Annotated in this window: 20 protein-coding genes and 1 CRISPR repeat array; of the genes, 12 read left to right on the top strand and 8 right to left on the bottom strand. The window is 26.9% G+C overall.

Features of this window, described 5'->3' with window-relative positions; translation table 11 throughout:
- The first annotated feature begins 57 nt into the window (after positions 1–57).
- The 4 genes from ACZ5SO_RS15165 to ACZ5SO_RS15150 all read left to right on the top strand — a co-directional run bounded on the left by ACZ5SO_RS15165 (position 58) and on the right by ACZ5SO_RS15150 (position 3,596).
- Positions 58–603 carry a biotin transporter BioY gene (locus ACZ5SO_RS15165; RefSeq protein WP_464625765.1) on the top strand — a complete coding sequence of 182 codons (546 nt, stop codon included), beginning with the start codon at positions 58–60 and terminating at the stop codon, positions 601–603.
- 108 nt (positions 604–711) lie between these two features.
- On the top strand, positions 712–1,599 hold the full coding sequence (gene epsC, locus ACZ5SO_RS15160) for a serine O-acetyltransferase EpsC (protein WP_464625763.1): 888 nt from the start codon (positions 712–714) through the stop codon (positions 1,597–1,599).
- Positions 1,600–1,970: 371 nt separating this feature from the next.
- Positions 1,971–2,789: a DUF6544 family protein gene (locus tag ACZ5SO_RS15155; RefSeq protein ID WP_464625762.1), complete on the top strand. Its 819-nt coding sequence runs from the start codon at positions 1,971–1,973 to the stop codon at positions 2,787–2,789.
- Positions 2,790–2,810: 21 nt separating this feature from the next.
- Positions 2,811–3,596 (top strand): CPBP family intramembrane glutamic endopeptidase, encoded by a 786-nt coding sequence (locus ACZ5SO_RS15150; RefSeq protein ID WP_464625761.1) that lies wholly within the window; start codon positions 2,811–2,813, stop codon positions 3,594–3,596.
- Between the two features lie 36 nt (positions 3,597–3,632).
- Here ACZ5SO_RS15150 and ACZ5SO_RS15145 read toward each other — a convergent pair whose 3' ends face one another.
- Positions 3,633–4,268 carry a peroxiredoxin-like family protein gene (locus tag ACZ5SO_RS15145; RefSeq protein ID WP_464625760.1) on the bottom strand — a complete coding sequence of 212 codons (636 nt, stop codon included), beginning with the start codon at positions 4,266–4,268 and terminating at the stop codon, positions 3,633–3,635.
- Positions 4,269–4,648: 380 nt separating this feature from the next.
- On the opposite strand from ACZ5SO_RS15145, the gene ACZ5SO_RS15140 reads away from it, so the two are divergent.
- Positions 4,649–5,248, top strand: a complete 600-nt coding sequence (locus ACZ5SO_RS15140; RefSeq protein ID WP_464625758.1) for a class I SAM-dependent methyltransferase — start codon at positions 4,649–4,651, stop codon at positions 5,246–5,248.
- 3 nt (positions 5,249–5,251) lie between these two features.
- On the opposite strand, the gene ACZ5SO_RS15135 is transcribed toward ACZ5SO_RS15140, so the two are convergent.
- The gene (locus ACZ5SO_RS15135; RefSeq protein ID WP_464625757.1) at positions 5,252–6,946 is read right to left on the bottom strand and encodes a transporter substrate-binding domain-containing diguanylate cyclase; all 1,695 of its coding nucleotides are present in this window, start codon (positions 6,944–6,946) and stop codon (positions 5,252–5,254) included.
- An 828-nt stretch (positions 6,947–7,774) separates the two neighbouring features.
- Here ACZ5SO_RS15135 and ACZ5SO_RS15130 point away from each other — a divergent pair.
- Positions 7,775–9,352: a GGDEF domain-containing protein gene (locus ACZ5SO_RS15130; protein WP_464625756.1), complete on the top strand. Its 1,578-nt coding sequence runs from the start codon at positions 7,775–7,777 to the stop codon at positions 9,350–9,352.
- 128 nt (positions 9,353–9,480) lie between these two features.
- Complete coding sequence (locus ACZ5SO_RS15125) at positions 9,481–10,683, top strand: ATP-binding protein (protein WP_464625754.1); 1,203 nt, start codon at positions 9,481–9,483, stop codon at positions 10,681–10,683.
- A gap of 54 nt (positions 10,684–10,737) precedes the next feature.
- On the opposite strand, the gene ACZ5SO_RS15120 is transcribed toward ACZ5SO_RS15125, so the two are convergent.
- On the bottom strand, positions 10,738–11,241 hold the full coding sequence (locus ACZ5SO_RS15120; RefSeq protein ID WP_464625753.1) for a DUF4411 family protein: 504 nt from the start codon (positions 11,239–11,241) through the stop codon (positions 10,738–10,740).
- Entirely contained in the window at positions 11,241–12,419 is a 1,179-nt protein-coding gene (locus ACZ5SO_RS15115; RefSeq protein WP_464625751.1) for a helix-turn-helix domain-containing protein, read from the bottom strand. The genes ACZ5SO_RS15120 and ACZ5SO_RS15115 overlap by 1 nt, the downstream gene beginning before the upstream one ends.
- 236 nt (positions 12,420–12,655) lie before the next feature.
- Between ACZ5SO_RS15115 and ACZ5SO_RS15110 the strand changes: the two genes are divergently transcribed.
- The 4 genes from ACZ5SO_RS15110 to ACZ5SO_RS15095 all read left to right on the top strand — a co-directional run bounded on the left by ACZ5SO_RS15110 (position 12,656) and on the right by ACZ5SO_RS15095 (position 18,334).
- Positions 12,656–13,768 (top strand): helix-turn-helix domain-containing protein, encoded by a 1,113-nt coding sequence (locus ACZ5SO_RS15110; protein ID WP_464625750.1) that lies wholly within the window; start codon positions 12,656–12,658, stop codon positions 13,766–13,768.
- A gap of 108 nt (positions 13,769–13,876) precedes the next feature.
- A complete protein-coding gene (locus ACZ5SO_RS15105; protein ID WP_464625749.1) occupies positions 13,877–15,124 on the top strand; it encodes an Lcl C-terminal domain-containing protein in 1,248 nt (415 codons plus the stop codon).
- Positions 15,125–15,502: 378 nt separating this feature from the next.
- Positions 15,503–16,516, top strand: a complete 1,014-nt coding sequence (locus ACZ5SO_RS15100; protein ID WP_464625748.1) for a sensor domain-containing diguanylate cyclase — start codon at positions 15,503–15,505, stop codon at positions 16,514–16,516.
- Between the two features lie 213 nt (positions 16,517–16,729).
- Entirely contained in the window at positions 16,730–18,334 is a 1,605-nt protein-coding gene (locus ACZ5SO_RS15095) for a phytoene desaturase family protein (RefSeq protein ID WP_464625746.1), read from the top strand.
- A 4-nt stretch (positions 18,335–18,338) separates the two neighbouring features.
- Here ACZ5SO_RS15095 and ACZ5SO_RS15090 read toward each other — a convergent pair whose 3' ends face one another.
- On the bottom strand, positions 18,339–18,965 hold the full coding sequence (locus tag ACZ5SO_RS15090; protein WP_464625744.1) for a GyrI-like domain-containing protein: 627 nt from the start codon (positions 18,963–18,965) through the stop codon (positions 18,339–18,341).
- Between the two features lie 139 nt (positions 18,966–19,104).
- On the opposite strand from ACZ5SO_RS15090, the gene ACZ5SO_RS15085 reads away from it, so the two are divergent.
- On the top strand, positions 19,105–19,782 hold the full coding sequence (locus ACZ5SO_RS15085; protein ID WP_464625742.1) for an HAD family hydrolase: 678 nt from the start codon (positions 19,105–19,107) through the stop codon (positions 19,780–19,782).
- Between the two features lie 303 nt (positions 19,783–20,085).
- Positions 20,086–21,052: direct repeats of the CRISPR family, unit length 36 nt; unit sequence GTCTTAATCCCTTTTAGCAGGTCATGTCTTTCAGAC.
- 199 nt (positions 21,053–21,251) lie between these two features.
- Here ACZ5SO_RS15085 and cas2 (ACZ5SO_RS15080) read toward each other — a convergent pair.
- Genes cas2 (ACZ5SO_RS15080) through cas1 form a run of 3 tightly spaced genes read right to left on the bottom strand, consistent with a single transcriptional unit; the run spans position 21,252 to position 22,883 of the window.
- A complete protein-coding gene (cas2, locus tag ACZ5SO_RS15080; RefSeq protein WP_464625741.1) occupies positions 21,252–21,545 on the bottom strand; it encodes a CRISPR-associated endonuclease Cas2 in 294 nt (97 codons plus the stop codon).
- A 1-nt stretch (position 21,546) separates the two neighbouring features.
- Positions 21,547–21,822 (bottom strand): CRISPR-associated endonuclease Cas2, encoded by a 276-nt coding sequence (cas2, locus tag ACZ5SO_RS15075; RefSeq protein WP_464625740.1) that lies wholly within the window; start codon positions 21,820–21,822, stop codon positions 21,547–21,549.
- Positions 21,822–22,883: a CRISPR-associated endonuclease Cas1 gene (cas1, locus tag ACZ5SO_RS15070; protein ID WP_464625739.1), complete on the bottom strand. Its 1,062-nt coding sequence runs from the start codon at positions 22,881–22,883 to the stop codon at positions 21,822–21,824. The genes cas2 (ACZ5SO_RS15075) and cas1 overlap by 1 nt, the downstream gene beginning before the upstream one ends.
- Between the last annotated feature and the right edge of the window lie 6 nt (positions 22,884–22,889).

Raw genomic sequence — 22,889 nt, 5'->3', positions numbered from 1 at the left:
TAACCTTTTTTAAAAAATTATGTTTACAATTATTTTATCTTTTGCTATATTAGAGCCATGAATACTCGACGAACTTTAATAACAGCATTATTTACAGGATTAATTATTGTTGGAACTTTTATAAAAGTTCCAATCCCACCAGTTCCAATTACCTTACAAACTTTATTTGTAATTTTAGGTGCTCTTTTAGGTGGCCTTCATATTGGATTAGTTTCCTTCATTATTTATCTAGTTTTAGGAACTTTAGGCCTACCAATTTTTTCTAGTGGTGGTGGCATAGGAGCTCTAATAGGTCCAACTGGTGGCTATTTATTTGGAATGCTACTTGCAACAATTATTGCTGGCATCTTCTCTGATTTATCTTTAAAAAAAGAAAACAAGCTTCCTTATTTTATTATTGGTGGCTTTTTAGCAACATTAGCTATATATATTATAGGGGTACCTTGGCTAAAAATAGCTACAAGTATGGATTGGTCAAAATCAATTGAACTAGGTCTTTTTCCTTTTATTATAGGGGATACAATCAAATTAGTAATAGTCATTCTAGTAACAACTAAGTTTTTTGATAGAGTTAAGTCTCTAGTTAACCAAGATCAAAATTAATGTCTATATCCCTTATAATTTTTATTTTACATCAATAACTGGTACATCAGTATCAGTTTTGTTGTGTATTTGAAATATTTTTTGTATATTTTAACGAGGAGATTATAAATGAATGAAAATTACAAAAAATATTTAGATAGCTTTGAAAGGCTTAATGACCATAGTGCTAACTTCATAGGTCTCAAACCCCTTCCAAGTAGTTTATGCGTTGAACAATGTGCCAATCAACTTTTAGAACTTATGTTTCCAGGTAGATGTGAAGGAACAGCAGGCCAATCTTTTCAAGATATAATTATTCATCAACTAAATACTGTAAAATGGACATTAGCTAATTTAATTTATCTCTCATATAATAACGAATGTGATTTAACATGTGAAAATTCCAAAGAAAGCAGAATAAAAACAGATCAAGCCTTAAATAATTTTTTTGAAGAACTCCCAACTATTAGAAAAAAAATAAAGGAAGATGCTCAAGCTGGTTTTGATAATGACCCCGCTGCAACTAATTTGCATGAGGTTATTTTATCTTACCCTTTTATAAAAGCTTTAACAATTTATAGAGTAGCTCATTGTTTATATAAATCTAAAGTACCAATTCTTCCTAGAATGTTAACAGAATGGGCTCATAAAGAAACTGGAATTGATATTCACCCTGGGGCTACTATTGGTCATAGCTTTTTTATTGACCATGGTACTGGTGTTGTTATTGGTGAAACTTCTGTTATTGGCGATAATGTTAAAATTTATCAAGGTGTGACTCTCGGTGCTCTAAGTTTTCCAAAGGATGGAGATGGTAAAATCATAAAAGGGGCGAAACGTCATCCAACTATCGAAGATAATGTTACAATATATGCTAATGCTACTATTTTAGGTGATATCACTATTGGTAAAAATTGTATAATTGGCTCATCTGTATGGATTAAAGAAGATGTTCCATCTTCTACAAGAGTATTGATTCAAGAGCCTAAAACCAACCATAGAGAGATTAAGAAATAATTTTAATTTTATATTTATTATGAATAAGGTAGAAAGATATTTAAAAATTTTTCTACCTTATTTTTGTAAATATATTCCAAAATTCTTCAACCTTTTTGATAGTACTAAATTTATATTTATAAGCATTCTAAGTTGAATAGAGGTTTATAATAATTATATTTAGTGCAATTTTGTTTTTAGATTTTTTTTGATAAAGTATCACTTCTTTGTAATTTGTTTTTTTGAAACAATAATAAGAAAAATGATATTCTTTATTAGACAGAACGGATAAGCACATGTTAAAATTTTAGAAAAATGGAATTTTTTCTTCTTGAATCCTGATCTTATATAAATCCATCTATACAAAAATCAAATTTTCACTAGGGGACAAAATGAAATTAAATAAAATTTCTATATTTACGATAATTATTTTCCTAATTATCTTAAGCTTAGTTTATATTAGCACAAGAGTAATAATAAATAATCAAACTAAAAAAGAACTAAAAATAATGATGGATAATATGCAAGATTTATCAAAAAAGCAATATAACTCTAATCAAATTAAAGACCTACCAGGACCTGTTCAAAAATATTTTAAATATGCATTAAAAGAGGGACAACCTTATATTAGCTCTGTACATTTAGAACACGATGGACAATTTAAGACTGATTTAGATAAAGATTGGATAGACATAAAAGGCGAACAATATTTCACCTCTTTTACTCCAAGTTTCCTTTGGAAAGGTAAAACTTCTCTTTTTTCTGTTAAAGATATGTTTATCTCAGGAAAGGGCAAAATTAATGTTAAGCTTCTTAATCTCTTTACTGTTGTAAAGGGTGAAGGGCCTAAATATGATCAAGGGGAACTTCTTAGATGGTTAGGTGAAAGTGTATGGTTTCCAACAAATCTTCTACCAAGTGACAATTTAAAGTGGTCTAAAATTGATGAAACGAGTGCAAATCTAACTTTTTATTACAACAACCAAGAACTGAATTATAAGGTAAGTTTTAATGAAGTTGGAGAAATTACACAACTTGAAACTGAGAGATATATGGGTGAAGAGAATAAAGAAACTTGGATTGGTCGCTTAAGTGATTATAAAGAGATTAATAGAATGAAAATTCCTATGAAAATTGAAGCAATTTGGAAATTAGCTGACAAAGAACATAGCTATGCAAAATTCAATGTCTTAAACATACAGCATAACTAACTATTGGAAGGGAGGGAATTTGTGAATAATTTTATGTCTAAAAAACCTATAATTGCTTTTTTTTCTTTAACTTTTTTTATTTCTTGGACTTTTTGGTCTTTACAAATTATTTTTGATAAAGAAGTTTTTATATTAAAACTTTTAGGAACTTATGGACCTTCTCTATCAGCTATCCTTGTTTCATTTAAACAAGGTGGAAAATATAAAATTAAAAAACTTTTAAAACCTTTTACTTATTTAAATGTTAATATTGTATGGTATATATTTTGCTTTTGTGCAACTGCGATTCTCGTTTTCACTTCTATTGGAATTTCCTTTGCACTAAGCATAACTAATTTCGATTTTTTAGAACTAGATAAAATATACCTTGTAATCCCTATCTTTTTTTATGTGTTATTTTTCAGTGTTCTCGGAGAAGAGCTAGGCTGGAGAGGTTTTGTCTTACCACTTCTACAAAAAAATATTGGATCTTTTCTAGCAAGTATTATAATAGGTGCTATTTGGGGTGTATGGCATCTACCCCTATTTTTTATTCCGGGAAACTTTCACCAACATATACCTTTTTGGATCTTTATTTTGCAAGATATAGCATTATCAATTGTTCTAACTTGGATATATAATAACACAAAAAAAAGCCTAATTTTAGTTCATATATTTCATACTTCAAGCAATATAACTTTAGGATTATTACCAATTCTACCTATGAATACAGGAGGAAATATTATTCCCTTATATATAGCTGTTATACTTTTAGTAATCTTTTCAATTTGTATTATATTGTCTAATACAATGAGGGAGACTAAGTAAAACTCAATCTCCCTAAAATTTTATTTATTCTCTATGCTAAAGACTTCTATATAAATCAAGAACTTCGCTAGGCTCAGCTCTTTTTGTATAGTCAGCATCTATCCAAGCTTTTACTATTTTATGATTGCCATCAATTACATATGTTGCAGGCAATGGTAAAGCATGTTCTTTTGAACCTGTCGATTTTACAACTTTATGACCATATAATGCTTGAATTGTTTTTGGTAGTTGAAACACAATTCTCAATTTAATTGCTAATTTGTTCTCTACATCACTTAAGACGGTAAAATTTAACTTACTTACATCTTGTTCTACGCTAGTTACATCTGGCTTTTCTGGAGAAATAGCAATCATATGGACATCTTTGTTCTCTTTAGCATTAAGTAATTCTTCATAGGCTCTCAGTTCTAAATTACAATAGGGACACCAAGATCCTCTATAAAAACTAATTATTGCGGGTTTTCCATCTAATACCTTATATAAATCGACTTCCTTTGACTCTAAATCTAAAAGAGAAGCATTATCAAAAACATCTCCTTCTTTTTTAGCAACATCTTCAATACCTGTTTCTTTTAATTTTACAGTTGCTTTATCCATTTGGTTTGTAATAATCTGAGGATGTTTTTCTCTAGAGCGTTTTTGATTTTCTAATAATTGTTCACTTAATTTCATTTAATATCCTTTCCACAATTTTTATAATTTTAATTATAAAAATTGTAGTTAATACCTAAATGTAAAGTCTAATCTATCTCAAGTCAATAATGTTACCTTACTTACTTTCATTTAAACACCTAAAATACACATAAATAATAATAAATAGTAAATATTTTGAATATTTTTTATAGTTTATTCAAGAATAAATAATACTCAAATTTAAATAATACTGTAAACATCTTCAACTTTCTTGTAAACTTAAACTATTTCTGTTACATTTTTATATAGGAATAGTCTTTAATTTATAAAGGCTTATTGAAACTGTAGACATACTCTTTGATGAGGGAATAAATCGAAATTAAATTGCTTTATTCCAAAAATAAATTAGGACAATAAAAATGTTTTTGGCTTGTAAATTATATAAAATATTTATTGATCCACTACTAAATAATTTGCGTCATAAAGTTGCTTCCCTAATACCTAATGATAGTAGCGTTGTTGAAATTGCATCAGGGACTGGTGCTCAATCTCTTCTTTTAGCTCGAACAGGGCGTAGAGTTGTAGCAATAGATATTAATGAGGTAATGACTTCTTGTGCTTCTAAAAGTGCAAAGACTCTAAACCTTAATAATATTACATATCACACCGCTGATGGTAGTGATTTAAAATTTATTAAAGATAAAGAATTTGATTACACAACTATAACTTTAGCATTACATGAATTACCTGATTCACTACGAAAACAAATTCTCACGGAGATGAAAAGAATCTCTAAACATATGATAATTGCTGATTATAACACACCTCTTCCAAAAACTATCTCCGGTTGGGGATCTAAACATATTGAAATGTTAGCTGGAGGAAGTCATTATGCTGGTTTCAAAAATTACATGGAAAGAGGTGGAATTGTATCAATACTTAATGAAATAGGATTAAAAATAACTTCTCAACATTCTGCATTAAACTCAGCTATTTTAATTATTGAAGTAACATTATAAATCTTAAAAACCTCTAACTTTTGCTCCACCTAATTTTTTAACTTCATATAATGCTTTATCGGCATTATTTAATAATTGCTCATACGTTTTTTCATCTTTTAAAAGTTTTATACCAATACTAAAAGTAAAATTATAAACGTTGCTCATAGATTTAATTTGAGGAATTAGTTTTTCAGCTTTTTTGATAACACTCTCAAGAGAAGTTACATCTTTCATATAAACACAAAACTCATCTCCTCCGATTCTCCCTATAATATCATCTTTCTTAAAATTATTTTTTAAAACATAACTTACATTTTTTAAAGCTTTATCACCTTCTAAATGTCCAAAATTATCATTGATTAATTTAAATTTATCACAATCAATTAAAAGAAAAGCATCTAATGATCTTGTCTTTTTCAATCTTTCGTTTATAAGTTTTTTAGTAGTAGAACTATTATAGATATTAGTTAAACCATCTATTTCAGATTTTACAATTAACTTATTTTTCTCTTCAACTTCTTCACTAATATCTATTATCTTTCCAATAATATATTGTTTTTTTCCTTTATTATCAAAAACTTCAGATTTTACTACTTTAAACGTGCTCAACTTACCTTCTTGTAGTTGAATAGGCATTATTTCAACATTATCATTTTTGGAAGTTGATAAAACCATTTGATTTAAAATTTGTTTAAAATATCTTATATTTTCAGCAGAACCAAATACAGCTTCACACTTTTCAGATAAGGTAATCTTTTTAGATTGCACATTATATTCAAAAAGGCACTCATTTGAAATACTAGCTAATAATTTATATCTTTTATTCTGTAATCTAAATTCTTTTTTAGCTTTAATATTTGCTCTTGCTATCGATATTAAAATTAAAAGTACTAAAAATATTATTGCAAAAATTATTGGCCCATAAGCTCTAAATATCATTGAAAGCGTGACTTTGCTTTCAACATTGGAAGAAACATCAAAAATGATTTCACTCATTTTTGCATCATCAATTTGACTAATAGCTTTATTTATAATTGAAAGCAAGATTCCATCTTCATAAGTTAAACCTATAGAATACTCTCTAGTTTCTATAACTTTTGGGATAGTGATTATATTATCATATCCATTTTTAATTCTATAATATGCAACAGAATACTCATTAGCATACCCATAACCTGCATCTCCCTTCTCTACTGCATTTAAAGCATCCTCTCTTGTATTACAATATAGAACTTTATCAGCAGGAATATTATCTAAAATAGCTCCACCTTCTATCGTAGCAAATAATTCATTTTCTAATTCATCAACTGCTAATTTCTTATTCATAAACAATATAGTTTTTGTTTTCATATAAGGGGAAGATAATGTGATAGAATCTCTAGCATAGGAGGGAGAAACCCCAAATATAATATCAGGATTACTATCATAAGCCTCATCTATGGTATCATATAAATGATATTCAAATTCTAAACCTGTCATAGTCGAAATTGTTTCTAGAACTTTAACAGCTACTCCTGTTATCTCACCTTTTGAAGTTTTAAAATGAAGCGGAGCGCCTCCATCTAATGAAGCGGCAACTATAACGCCCCTTGAATTAACATAAGCTTTTTCAGCTTCGGTTAAATCAATTGAGGTAGCTAATATTTGAAATTCTCCAACTAAAAGAATTATAAAAAATATTATTGTAAAATTATTTCTAAAACTTATTTTTCTCACTGCATATTCCTTAGCATAATATAAACAACTATTTGATATAGATAAACACTTTGCATCTGAAATTTCAAATATCTAATAGAAAACAAACTAAAAAATGTAAACTTTTTTCTTATTTTTGAAATTTAAGCTCTTCAACTTGTTATAATATTTTATATTTATTTTTTAAATTTATGACATATTTATTTAAAAAATAAGTTATTTAGCAAAAAGATTTTAAATAAAAAGTAGAAAAAGTTTAATAAATTATCTTAAAATATAGGGATAAGTAAAAATCTTAAAATTATAATAGAATCCTAGAACTCTAATTTAACTTATGTGCTTTAACTCTCCTTTTATAATAAAATTTTTTAAACAAAATATTTTTGTATATGAAATATACTAACAAAAAAGATAACAATACAAAAACTCAAAACTTTAGTTAAACTGACTTATGTTTTTATTAAAAAATTTAAATTAGTTAAATTTTTACTCTAAATTATCCCAAATTATTGTTTTAATAGCTTAAAATCTTAAAATTATGATGAATTGTTTATGTTAAATCGCTCTACTATATTGAATATTCACTATACACTAAGTTATTCTATAGAAGCTTTTATTATTTAAAATGAATAAACATCCAACTAATAATGGCAATATTGGATTTGATAATTTTATAAATATTCTTTAATTACTTAAAACTTTTTCATCCAAATAACTTACTTAAATAATTAAAAAGGGAAAAGCATGCCTACAAAAAAAACTAATATCATTTCTATAATAAACATAATATTATTAGTTATATATTTTTTTACTATTTTATTTTTTAGCTTTAATGATGACTCATCTAACATGAATTTTAACAGCGACAAGATTTCAAATTTCAACGAAGGATGGACTATTTCATATAATGATATAGTAGAAGAAACAACAATTTTACCTATAAACTACCATCTAGAGCCAGGAACAAAATATTCCATAGAAAGAGTTATAAATGAAGAAGATTTTATTTATCCAGTAATTAGAATTCGATCATCCATGATGGATGTATATGCTTACATTGATGATGAACTTATATACTCATTTGAGGTTAATAAAAATTTTAACAATTTTCAGGAACCTTATCCAGCATCATGGCAATTAATAGACATACCAGTGGGCATGTCTATAGGGAAAACATTAAAGATTGTTTTTTCATCCCCCACCACTCAATTCTCCGGTTTACTAAATTCAATTGTAATTGGAAGGGGTGAGGCGATAATACTAGATTTATTACATGAAAATTTTCTTAATTTTATTATTTCATGTTTAATTATACTCCTAAGTATTTTTGCTCTTACAACTTTATTCTGGACAAAAAAACTCGAAATTTCTAAACATATTTTTTATTTAGCATCTTTTGGAATAGCAGCAGGATTTTGGATTATTTCAGAGTCTACTCTACTTCAAATTTTCTTACCTAATAGGTTTTTGGTTTCAAGTACGAGCTATATATTAAATCTAATATTACCTTTAATAATTGCCTTATTTTTTAGGGATATTGTTTTAGAAGGATTTCATAAATTGATGACTATTTTAGCATCATCATTTTTTTATTTATTAGTTATAGAATTTATTCTCCAATTAACTGGAACTGTATCATTTATTGATTCAACAATATTATCAATAATTTTAATTTTTATTAATGCTACTATATTAATATTTTGTTTGATAAATGAAGGTTATAAAAAAAACAATGCTAGAGCAAGACATTATATTTTCATATTTTTTACTTTATTCATTTTTGTAGCAATTATAATGGGATTATTTATTTTTGGAATCTACCAGGATTTAGGCAAATATCTTGCTTCTGGAGTTTTTATATTCTATTTGCTAGTTATGAGTGATACAATAAAGTCTATCAATGGTTTATTAGAAACTAGAAATAAATCTTTAATTTATAAACAACTAGCATATGAGGATTACCTAACTAAAGGATGGAATAGAACAGCCTTTGAACAAGATATCGAAAATCTAATCACAAAAGGTGAAGCTTTTAGATTAGTCCTTCTAGATTTAAATCATTTGAAACAAATTAACGATACATATGGCCATATAGAAGGAGATTATGCAATTAAGTCATCATACAATTCAATAAAAACAAATGCAAAAGATAATGGTAAAAGTTATAGAATTAGTGGTGATGAATTTGCTTGTATTTTTTATGATATTAGTGATGAGACATTTGAAACTTTCAAAGAAAATATAAATAAAACTCTGAAAGTAAGCTCAAAAGCCAAACCATATAAGATTGTTCTTGCCTCAGGTACAAAAGTATATAATAAAAATGAAAATTTCACTGATTTCTATAAAAAAGTTGATATTGAAATGTATAAAAACAAAAAAATTCTTAAAGCTATGGAATCCTCACTTTTTTCTGATACTAAATAGACATATTTTATAATTTTATCGATTATAGTCGAAATTACTTAAAAATTTTATAACTTTATCGATTATAATCGAAATTAACATTGTTTTTTAAAATTCTATCGATTATAATCGAAATTAGAGGTGACTTTATGAATTATGTAAATAGACCTAAATATATTGATAAAATAAAACCGTTTATTAATAAACCAATTATTAAAATTATTATAGGAATGAGAAGAGTTGGAAAATCTACCATTCTGTCTATGATAAGAGATCAAATTTTAACATCAATAAAAGATGAAAACAAAATATATTTGAATTTTGAATCAATCGAATTACTAAATATTAATGATTATAATTCATTAATCAATTATTTAAAGCCCATAATAAAAAATTTAGAAGGCAGGATATATTTTTTCTTTGATGAAATTCAAATCATAAAAGGTTGGGAAAAAGTTATTAATGGATTAAGAGTTGATTACGATTGTGATATATATATTACTGGATCAAATTCATCATTACTTTCAGGAGATTTAGCAACATTATTAGCAGGAAGATATATTGAATTTGAAATTCAACCTTTTACTTTTGGCGAATTTGTTGCCTCTTATAATCAATTGAATTTATCAAAAGAAAGTTTATTTAATAAATATATACAATTAGGGGGAATGCCATTTTTAAAATATTTTAATCTTGATTACATTCCAAGTACTAAATATTTAGAAGATGTCTTTAATACTGCATTAGTAAAAGATATTTTACAATATAATAATATAAGAGATGTGGATATATTTAATCGAATTCTCTCTTATGTAATTGAAAATATTGGTCATACTTTTTCTGCAAATAGTATTAAAAAATTTTTAAAAAATGAACATAGAAATGTAACAGTAGACACAATATTAAATTATTTAAATTTTTGTACTAAAGCCTTTATAATTAAAAAAGTTCCTCGTTTTGATACTGTAGGAAAAAAATTATTAAAAGTCGATGAAAAATATTATTTAACTGACCATGGATTTAGACAAGCAAGAGGTTATTCAAATATAACTGATATAGAAAGGACTTTAGAAAATATAGTGTATATCGAATTAATTTCTAGGGGGTACAAGGTAAATATTGGTAAAATCAATAATAAAGAAATTGATTTTATCGCAACAAATGGTAATGAAATTAATTATTTTCAAGTTTCTTATTTAATGACTGATGAAGCAACTAGAAATAGAGAATTTGAAGCTTTACTTAATTTAAGCGACAATTTCCCAAAATATGTTTTATCTTTAGATAACTTTGACTTTAGCAAAAATGGAGTAATTCATAAAAATTTAATTGATTTCTTACTTGATATATAGCTACAATAATTAATTATCAAACATAAAAATAAAATATTTTAAAAACCTAATTATTTATGATATCAAATTAAACTGAACTTTAAATAGCCTAAGCAAATCTATTGTATTTATATAATTTACATGAAAAACATTACAAACATTAGGAATTTCAATCTTCTTGCTAATATTAGGGTCAAATTTCTCTAAAGTGACAATTGAACAATTAGTCACCATGGCTTTTGCAATAAGCCATGGATCTGCAACAGAAAGAAACTCTTTTTTTGCATATTCCATAAACTTAGAATCTGAAGAATAAACCCAATTAACTATATTACGATATGCTGTTTGCGTTTCTTCATCATCAACTCTTAAAAAACAACCAGAATCTTTATATTTTGATACCCAGTCTTTTAATTCATCATTCCCTCTCATTAATTCATTAAATACAGGTTCAATTGAATGTATTAAACCACGTTGCATATCTCTTTCTAACCACTGCCAAAATCCAGGAAATATATCGAAAGGATATTGAACATTTTTTGCTTGTATAAAAATATTACTGTCTAATAAGTAATTCATTAAAGCACTCCAAACTCATTAGAATATTTGGCTAATGTTGCTGGAGTTAAACCTAATAACCTAGCTCCATCTCTCATTAATATTTGCTGAGAATATACATTTTGTATAACATCATATAAAAATTTATTTCCGTTTTTTTGAGGAATAGATTGATAAAAAGAAAGTCCACCTTTCTCTCTTTTTTGTTTTTCTTTATTTTTTTGCCAAAGGATAACTAAACGATCATAATAATTAAAAAATTCATATTTATTTATTATATTTAATTCAAAAGCTCTTCTTGCTATTACAATACTGCTTACTTTAAAATATTTACAAAGTATTTCTGCGTTTGTATCTACGGATAAGCTTTTATCCCATTTCTCAAATATATAATTCTTAGGAACTAATATTTCTGCAGCAATTTCATTACATTTTTTCTCAAATTTATTATAAAAGCTCATTTTATCAATTCTTAAATCTATATTAGAAACACCACTCTTGTTGAACCATAAATGAACAATTTCATGAATAAGAGTAAATATTCTTGCTGCTTTAGTATCAGCACCATTAATAAAAATTGCCGGAGCTAAAGTATCAGAAATTACAAAACCTCTAAACTCTTCTACATCAAGGATTCTATGAGTATTATTGCCTACCATACTAGATTGCAGAACCCAAAGTCCTAGATTTTCACACTTTTCTATTAATTTTTTGTAAAAATATTCCCAATTTTTAGAATTTACTCTATCAGATATACTTAAATTTAACGTATGCGTAATATCATTGGCAATTATATTAGAATCATCACTAAAACTATATTTACCAATAAAAGAAAGTTCAGAATCTCCTCTGTCTTTTTTAAATTCTCTATACCAATTCTGTTTAAACTGAACATCAGATATAACATCTTGCAAATCAACACTAAAATTGTCAAAAGGAAAATCTGTAACAGTTCTTAAATCAGGCAAAACCTGTTTTTCTAAAGGAGGTTCGTCTAAAAAAAGAAAGCCAAAAGGAATATGTAAAACTTTTGCTAATTGTTGAGCCTGCTTAAAAGTAGGTTTTAGATTTCCTTCTTCCCACTTAGAAAGCTTTTCAACATTAACATTAATTTTCTTTGATACCTGATCTAAGTTAAAATTTGAGCGCAACCTAGCCCATTTTAAGACTTTCGGACTAATTATTGCCTGATTGCTCATTTTCTTGTCCTCTATATTTATTATATCTAAAATACTACAAAATTCCATTTATTTTTTACTAATTTACCAAAATTTGAAACCAAAAAGCTTGTAACATTACACAATTTACTAAATAAAATTATATTCAATTAAATTATCTGTTTTTTTCAACACCTATTTTCACTTTGAGTGCTTTTAAAATTTTATTAATGCTCATTTACTTGATATATCTAATCTATTTATTATACTCTTCATATATGTGGGAAATAAGTATTATAGGGTTATCGCAAATTGTTTTTGGTATTATTTTAATATTATCAAAAAAAAAAGTTAAATCTGATTACATATTAATCTGTTGGTTAGTAATACTTTCTTTGCCTTTTTTACAATCTGTTAATATTGTTTTAAATCTATCTTGGCCTATTTTTTCAAAAATTGTTAACCAATCTTTTACTTTATTACATGGACCTTTTCTTTATTTATATCTAAGAGAAGTAATAAAAGAAAAAGATGAAAAGATCAAATATTGGCCACATTTTATTATCTTCGCTATTTTTTATATAATCTTTTTATTTAATCCTGTCCCTCTCCATCCAGGAGGACCTCTAGAAGTTGTAGAGAGCACCTTCCCTCTTTTAACTCATTTTGGATTAATTAATGTTATAATTTTTATAATATATGGGATTTTTTCATTAAAATCTATTTATCTACATAGAATTAAATTGAAAGAAACTTTTGCTTACGAAAATAGTGAAATCACACTATTTTGGCTTTCTCTTCTACCTATAATTTTTGTATTTTTTATAGTTCTAATATTAATAATTGAAAATACTTTTCTCAGAAACATAATTGAAATTGATATTATTCACTTAATCTTGTTTCTCTTTTTCACTCTATATTTAATATTCTTTGGACTTAGACAAAAACAAGTTTATCTAAAAGAAAGTAAAGAAATACCTCAAAATCAAAGAAAGGCCATAAAACAACCAAATATTAAAGAAGAACAAGAGAAAGAAACTAATATAGAGCTTCTATCAGAAATGGACAAGATTATGAAAGAGGAGAAATTATATTTAAATCCAATGCTATCAGTTTATGACTTAGCTAATTCTATCAATGTATCAAGACATCAAATATCTTCTTTATTAAATAAAGATCTCTCAATGAATTTTTACCAATATGTAAACAAATATAGGCTTGAAGAGTTTTGTAAACGACTTGAAGATGATAATGAAAATAAATTTAATATAATAGATCATGCATTTGATTCGGGTTTTAATTCCAAATCAAGTTTTAATAGTCTCTTTAAATCTCACTTTAACATGACTCCTAGCCAATACAGAAAGTCTTTAAAAAGTACAAATAAGTAAAAAAGGTATTAATTTTGGACAAATTAGTCCAAACTGCACAATTTGGACGATAAAAAAACTTTAAACTTCTATATTTGAGACAACATAAACCAATATAGAGGTAAGCAAATGAAAAAAATATCATTTATAATAATAGGCATTGTAGCAATGCTTACAAGTTGTGCTTCAAACAATCAAACAACAGAAAGCACAAAAGAAGAGAACTCAGTTGAAATAACAAGTATTACAGAATACAAACTTCCAGATACTGGACAGTCTTTTACATATGATGAAAATGGCCTGTTAGTAGAAAATGTCGATGAGTCTAGTCCTTACTGGGGTTCTGATGCTACAGTTGAAGGAAATGAGTTATCATATCAAGATAATGGAGATGGGACTGTAACAGATTTAAACACAGGTTTAATGTGGCAAAAAACCCCTGACTTTACTAGATACACTTATGATGAGGCCCTCGAATATGTAGAGAACCTTGAAATTGGAGGATATGATGATTGGAGACTTCCAACCATTAAGGAACTATATTCTCTTGCATACTTCAATGGTGAAATTATTCCAGAAGGAGAAAGTACTCCTTATATTGATACGGATTATTTTGATTTCCAATATGATCATTTATTATTTGCAGGACAATATTGGTCTTCAACAACTTATGTAAAAAATGGTGTTCAAAACTATGATGAACATGGCTCTTTATTAGGTGGATTTGGATTTAACTTTGCCGATGGTCATATCAAATCATATGAGACTGGTTATTATTTTGATGGCACTGAAATCAGTGAAGATGATGGAATTATGATTCCAGGTTGTTATGTAAGAGCTGTTAGAGGAACAACTACCCTATATGATATGGATTATGTAGATAATGGGGATGGAACAGTTACAGATCAATCTACTAATCTAATGTGGGCTCAAAATGATAGTGGAACTACAATGGATTGGCTTGAAGCTCTAGAGTATGCCAATGAATCTAAACTTGCAGGTTATGATGATTGGAGACTTCCTAACTCTAAAGAATTAGAAAGTTTAGTTGATTATGAAAAGACAGACTTCCCTGCTATAAATACTGATTTCTTTAATACGAGTGTAACAGAATTTAATTCCACAGATGATGCATACTATGTTTGGACAAGTACAACCCAAGGTGATTTTAAATATAGTGCATGCTATGTAGCTTTTGGCCAAGCTTGGAGTAAAAAGAATAGCGAAGCTACTACCTATTATGATTGGCATGGGGCTGGAGCTCAAAGATCTGATCCTAAAACTGGGAATCCTGAGGACTATGAGTTAGCTTCAGAAATGGCAAGCGATTATATCTCAATCAACAACTATGTTAGATTAGTTAGAGATGCAAATTAATAAAACATTCAAAGGATAATCTAAGTTAATACTATTATTAGGATCTTTGGTTTTAAGCCAAAGATCCTTTACTTTTCTCAATAATAAAATTAAAGCTCTGTAAATTTATAACATATGTTAAATATTTTTATTGAAGATATGAAGAAATTCTAATAAAGTATTATTTATATTTGATAGTTTTAATTAATTAAATTTGATCTATACTTACTATACAAAAATTAAGATTTTTATTAAATATTAATTTATTTTATCTAAAATAAATATTTATTCTTAGCAATTAGAAGTCATATTATTGAGTAATTAAAACTTAAGTAGTAAACTACACAAAATTTTAATAAAATAATTTATATAATGAATTTATTATTTAAGAGGGTAGACATGAAAAGCTTAGAAATGCTTTCAAAAATAGCATTATTAGCTGTTAACACTGAAGATTTCGATAATCAAATGAATAAAATCCTTCAAATAATTGGTAAGTATACTAATGTTTCTAGAACATACATCTTTATTGATAATGAAGATGGGACCTCTTGTAGAAATGAATTTGAATGGTGCAATGAAGGAATAACTCCTCAAATAAATTCATTACAAAATTTAAAATATAGTGATATGCCCTCTCTTGCTTCTATATTGGAAAAAGAAGGTCGTCTTTATAGTGAAAATATCAAAAACCTTCCTCCTGATATTTACAATCTATTAGAGTTTCAAGGTATCCTTTCTGTTATTATTTATCCGCTTATTATCAATAATAAGGTAAAAGGATATATAGGTTTTGATGAATGTATAAAACACAGAAAATGGAAAGAACAAGATCTAAATATTTTAGCTACAATTTCTGGTATTATTTCTAATATTTATAGCAACAGATATAATTTAATGAAAATAACAGAACTATCTAGTCGCGATGCTCTAACTAATGTGTTTAATAGAAGATATATACTAAACACCTTAGAAAAAGACATCGATAGGTATAAAGAAAAAGAAAAAACGTTCTCAGTATCAATTATAGATATCGACTACTTTAAAAAGATTAATGATAATTATGGACACCAAGCTGGTGATTATATTTTACAAGAATTTACAAAAACAATTCTTGTAAATATTAGAAAAACAGACTTGCTAGGTCGCTATGGTGGTGAAGAATTTATTATAGTAACCTATGATTCAGCCAAAGAAAATACTGTAAAACGAATTAGTGAATTGCTTGAAATAATTCGAAATACAAATTTTGTTTATAAAAATCAATCTATTAATTTTACCTTTAGTGCAGGAATTTGTGATGTTTCAGATTTAGATAAAGATAATATTTATTTTGAAAAAATAATTTCCCTAGCAGACAAAAGATTATATGCAGCTAAGGATGCAGGAAGAAATTGCATTAAATATAGTTAGTAAAATATTTCATATTTGAAATTTTCCTAAATTCAATAAGCAAATATACCCAATTAATTAATTTGGTTAAAATCTCAAAATTAAATTAGAACAAAAATTTTAAAGTTTAAAAGTTCCTTATTCTATCATTAAATCAAATAAAGTTGTTAATTTACTCTTTCGCAATATTTTCATGATATACTAGTAGAAAACTATCTAAGGAGATTTCCTATTATGAAATTCCACAACCAAATTATAATAGTCGGAGCTGGGATATCAGGGTTAACCGCTGCAACCTCTTTGGCTATAAAAAAACATCAAGTTCTAGTTTTAGAAAAAAACAATACATGCGGTGGATTAGTTAACTCTTTCAAAAGAAATGGATTCCTTTTTGATGGTGGAATTAGAGCTGTAGAAAATGCTGGTATGGTTAAACCAATGTTGGAAGAACTTAAAATTGATTTACCACTATTAAAAAGTAAAGTCTCTCTAGGAATTGAAGATAAAATATTTAGTACAGCTACTGAAGAAAGTCTTTCCAAATATGAAAAAATTTTAAAAGAATTATATCCTAATAGTATTAAAGATGTTGAAAGAGTTATTAAGGTTATTGCAAAATTTGATGTTTATATGCAGGTTTTATTTGGTAATAATAGTCCCTTTTTTAAAGATGGTAAACGTAATCTCAAATATTACTTTACAACATTTCCTATTTGGTTGATTAAATTTTTAATCACAGGAATAGCAATTGTAAAAATGCAAATGCCTATGGAAAAATTCCTTAATAAAATAATAAAAGATGATTCATTAAGAGATATTATCTCCCAACACTTTTTCAAACAAACCCCAGCTTTTTTTGCTATGAGTTACTTTTCTCTATATCCAGATTATTATTATCCTAAAGGAGGCGTTGGTAGTATTCCAGAAGCCTTAAGTAAAAGACTATTAGAGCTTGGCTCTAAAATTGAAACTAATACAGAAATAGTAAAACTAGATGCATTTAATAAACAACTAACAGATGATAAAGGAAATGAATACACATATGAGAAACTAATTTGGTGTGCAGATATGAAGACTCTATATAACATGATTTCACCCCAGGGATTTCCAATTAAAATTCAAAATAAAATTAAAGATGAAAAAGATTCTATTTTAGCAAGTAAGGGAGCTGAATCTGTGTTTACCATTTTTTTAGCTATTGATTTACCTCCTGAATATTTTAGATCAATATCTGAGAGTCATTTTTTCTACACACCTTCAAAAGAAGGTCTTAAAGAAACACATTTATCAAAACTTACAAACATTTTGGCTAATTGGGAATCATTAAATAGAGAAACATTTTATTCATGGCTGAGAGATTTCTGTTATTTGAATACATATGAAATTTCAATCCCAGTTCTTACAGATAGAGATGCAGCACCAAACGGAAAAACAGGATTAATTGCAAGTTTCCTTTTTGACTATGAGTTAACTAAAAGAATTAAAAAAGATGGATGGTATAATGAATTTGAAAGTAAAATTCAAGAATTTATGATCGATTCCCTTGCTAATTCAGTTTATTCTAAATTAAAAGATAATATTATTTTTAGTTTCACAGCTAGCCCACTAAGCATAGCTAATAAAGTAGGCTGTTCTGAGGGAGCAATTGTAGGTTGGTCTTTTGAACAAAAAGTACCTATTTCTGCAGGTATGTTAAACATGAAAAAAGCTGTACTAACATCTGTTCCTGATCTTTATAGAGCAGGACAATGGACGGTAAGTCCAGCAGGGCTTCCTACTTGCATTATGACAGCAAAAATGGCTTCTGATTTAGTTCATAAAGAGATAAATTCAATTTAATGAATCATTTAATTGGATGTCTAATCACAGTTTTCCACTTTAATGGATCAACTTTTCTGATATCAGATAAATAAACTTCATGATGTCTTCTTTGATCTGAAAAATCTAATTCATACCCTTGTTGTTTTATATAATCGTGCATCTTATTAACAGATTCAATCTCTGTGTCAAAAGGACCAATATGCATAATTTGAACGCATAAGCCTTCTTGTATTGTTAAAAACTCCACCTTAGTGCAATCAAGTTTTTTCTTAGTTGTTACTTTCTCTTTTGCCCATAAAAAATGTTCTTTTTTTATAAAATCTGGTAATCTCAGTACTGAAATCCAACTAAATGAATCTTTGTTTGATAAATCCACACCTTTTATATTTTCTTGCCACCAAAATCCTTCTAGAGGTGGAACTACATATTCAAAAAAGCCTTCAATTTTATAATCGGTTTTATAACTCATTTTAAGTGCATAAGCAATTGGATATAATAGACCTAAGGCCTTTTGATATTCTCCATCTTCTTGATTAGGATTTCCTTTTCCTCTAACAGCTAAATAATTAATCTTATCAATTTTAATAATTGAAGGTATTTTCTTTGGTCTATATAAATCTTTATATTCTTTCTTAAAATCAAAGGCCATAATTTATCTCCTACTTTCTATTAAATATATAATAGCACATATTTATTTAATCAAGAAAAACAAAAAATAGAGCTATCCTAATTTATAAAATAATAAATTTTGTTTATTATAGGCTATAAAACAAAAATAGGATAATATTGTGAAAGAACTAGCTGTAATATTTGATTTTAACGGAACACTATTTTGGGACTCTGAAATAAACTATAGAGCATGGTATAATTTTATTAAGAAAAAATTAAATAAAGAATACACTAGAGAAGAATATGCTCATTTAAATGGTAGAACTACTGTTGAAACTTTAGAAAAAGTTTATAACAAAAAATTAGATAAAAAGATTACCACTCAATTAGTTTACGAAAAAGATCAAGAATATTTAAAAATAATGGAAGAAGAAAAAGATTCAATTTCTCTTGCTCCAGGCGTTGAAGATTTAATAACAAAACTTAAAAACAATAATATTAAAATTGCTATTGCAACTAGTGCTCATCCGTCTTTAATGATAGAGTATGAAAAAATTTTCACTCTTTCTAAATTTTTCAAAAAAGAATATATTATTGCAAATGATGGGACTTTGCCAAGTAAACCCAATCCTGCAATTTACAATAAAACTATTGAAATCTTAAAGATTAGTCCTAATAATTGCATTGTATTTGAAGATACAAAAAGCGGAATTATAAGTGCTTCAAGAGCTAATGTAGGCAAAATTATAGCTGTTAACAGTATAGGGGCAGATACTGAAACAATAAATAACTTAAAAGAAACTTCTTTTTCAATAACTTCATTTACAGAAATCAATCTAAAAAAATTGTTAAATTAAAAAATAACTTTTATAACTAATTCAAAGTAAAGATAAGTACTAACATAATAAATACTAATATGTAATTAATAATTTAGATTATTTATCTCATTCAATTTTTTTTGATTGAATTTTTGGTCTTTATTTGAATAAAATTTTTCACAAATACTATTTTTGTATATCGTAAATTGAACTTTAAATTCATAGTCCGAAAAAATGACATACAAACAATTAAAAAATAGTAGCGCACCTTCTTCTTTTTTAAAAGGTCATAGCTTTCATACTTATATTAATAGAAGAGAAGAAATCTTAGAAGCAGAAGCAGTCTTAACCCCTTTTAGCAGATCATGTCTTTCAGACAATTATGTAACAAAAGAAGAAGCTAAAATGCTTCTTAATGCGTCTTAATCCCTTTTAGCAGGTCATGTCTTTCAGACAAAATTTTGATGAAGTATTTGCGTTAACTGTAGATTATGGTCTTAATCCCTTTTAGCAGGTCATGTCTTTCAGACATTAATTAGCATAAAGAAAAATTTAACAACAGTTAAAAAAGTGTCTTAATCCCTTTTAGCAGGTCATGTCTTTCAGACGCTATAGAGCCTTTATCAAATTTAGACAATGTTGAAATATGTCTTAATCCCTTTTAGCAGGGCATGTCTTTCAGACTTAGATGAGGCTATTACTAAATTAGTTTCTAGTGATGATCGTCTTAATCCCTTTTAGCAGGTCATGTCTTTCAGACGTTTTTATAGGGAACATTAACTTAGGTAGAATTAAAATACTAGTCTTAATCCCTTTTAGCAGGTCATGTCTTTCAGACAAGAAAGCAAGAACAAGAAAAAATTTATCGTGTTGTATTAGATGGTCTTAATCCCTTTTAGCAGGTCATGTCTTTCAGACATTAACAGGCGATAAGGTGGAAGTTAAATATTTTGCTTTAAGCAGTCTTAATCCCTTTTAGCAGGTCATGTCTTTCAGACTTTAACTGAAAACGAGAAAAAAGTGATAAATTGTGCAATTCAGTCTTAATCCCTTTTAGCAGGTCATGTCTTTCAGACTTTAAAAGGGGAATTTATGATAATTAATATTTTAAAAGCGTGTCTTAATCCCTTTTAGCAGGTCATGTCTTTCAGACGTAAAAGAGTATGTTAAAAAAAATTTTTAAAGGGTAAAATTATGGTCTTAATCCCTTTTAGCAGGTCATGTCTTTCAGACTGTTGAAAAATTTAACTCTCTTGTTAAGTCTTTTGAAGAAGTCTTAATCCCTTTTAGCAGGTCATGTCTTTCAGACTCCTTACGATATTATTCCTTATACAGTAATAAATTACAATAGTCAAATCGCGAACCTAAATTTGTTTGCTAGAAAGCAAATTATATTTTCTCTTGAATAAAACTTTAATTTCTGATTATTTTCTTATTACACAAAGAATTACAACTTTGCGCGAACCTACGCTAAAAATGGCAAAAATCTCCGATTTTATAACTTCGCGCTATAAGATTACGAAGGCTTTTTTTTCAATTCCTTTTTTCTTTTCAACTCCATACATTTCTACACTATTCCAATCATCTTGACACAAAGGAATAATTAATAATTTATCCTGCTCTTGATCAATAATTTTTTTCAATCTCTTTGATAATTTTAAAATCTCTTTTTTCTCTTCTTGAATAAAAAATACTGACTTCTGAATCCTTTTAATATTATATTTTTTCAATAATTTATATATTCTGTTATATTTAGTCATTTTATTTTTTACGTCATATATTATTAGATAATTCTCAATCATACTATAACACCACAAAATCAGGTAAAATAAAACTTTCATCACACCCAACAAAAATAATTTTTTTCAAACAACTATCACAAATCGGTATAAAACATATTTTATCGTATTCTTCATCGATTAAACTAATCATATCTTTTTTTATTTTAGCCAAATCTTTAGAATCGACTTCACAAGAAAAAAAAGAATATTGCATTCTAACACCTTTACGCTCTAAATACTTTGCAACCTTTGATAATCTTTTTGGACTAGTTATATCATAGCAAACTAAATATAACATTACTTTATTACCATAGATAAATAATGGTTTCGATTATTATTAATAACAGATTTATATAATAATATTTGTTCTCTAAAAATACGGTCATATGGTATAGTTTTTTCTAATTCAGGATAAAAATGTGTATCTTTTAATTTTTTTTCAAAAGCATTAACAGCCTTTTTCATCCCATTTTCAGTCAAATAAACACCTACTTTTACATCATTTTCTATCTGTACCAATTGTTCTATATCTTCAGATTCACTATTTTCATATTTCTCGCCAACTCTGAAATCATCTTTTTTTAATGTACCTTGATTAAATAAAGAACATGTTAAAGTGTTAGCAATTGGTGTTCTATATTCTTCAATCAAATCGAAAACTAAAGATTTTCTACCATATGTAAGAGCATGTAAAGTACCTATAGAATCATCTAATCCTTCAGAAATTATGATTGAATCTATTCGAATCGCAATTAAAGTATATAAAAAACTCAATACAGAGTTCACTTCATCTCGAGGTGGATTTTTATTTCTACCTTTAAAGCTTGCCCATTTAGGTGCTATATTATAACCAAATATATTATAATAAGCTTTTGCTGCTTCACCTTCTATTCCCCTAATTTCAGAAATATTTGAAGCTAAATCAATATTATTTAAACATGTCTTAATTATATGAATATTATATAAAATATCTTCTTTATTATTAAACTTTCTATTTATTCGCTGTGCAAAATGTAGTTGATTATAAATTTTACCTCTTACAAGATCTTTAGCAATAGATAAGCTTTTTATTGAATCATCGTAAATTTGATGTTGTTTATGTCTCAAAAATGTATTTTTTGAATCTTCAAATATAAATTTTCCATTAAACTTACCATTCTTATGAATAAAATTAACTTGAATTTTATGATTCATTATAGAATTTATAGCAGACCCTGTAAGTTCAAGTTTACCTATTACTATAATCTGAGTTAATTTTTTAGGTATAAATTTAGTAATATTTCCCAAATAATCACTGTAAACCAATAAACCTGAATCTGATTTTAACTTCCCATTATTAGATACTAAATAAGCTATCATATCAAT

The organism is Pleomorphochaeta naphthae (assembly GCF_055396005.1).
This window is presented reverse-complemented; position numbering and strand designations above follow the sequence as displayed.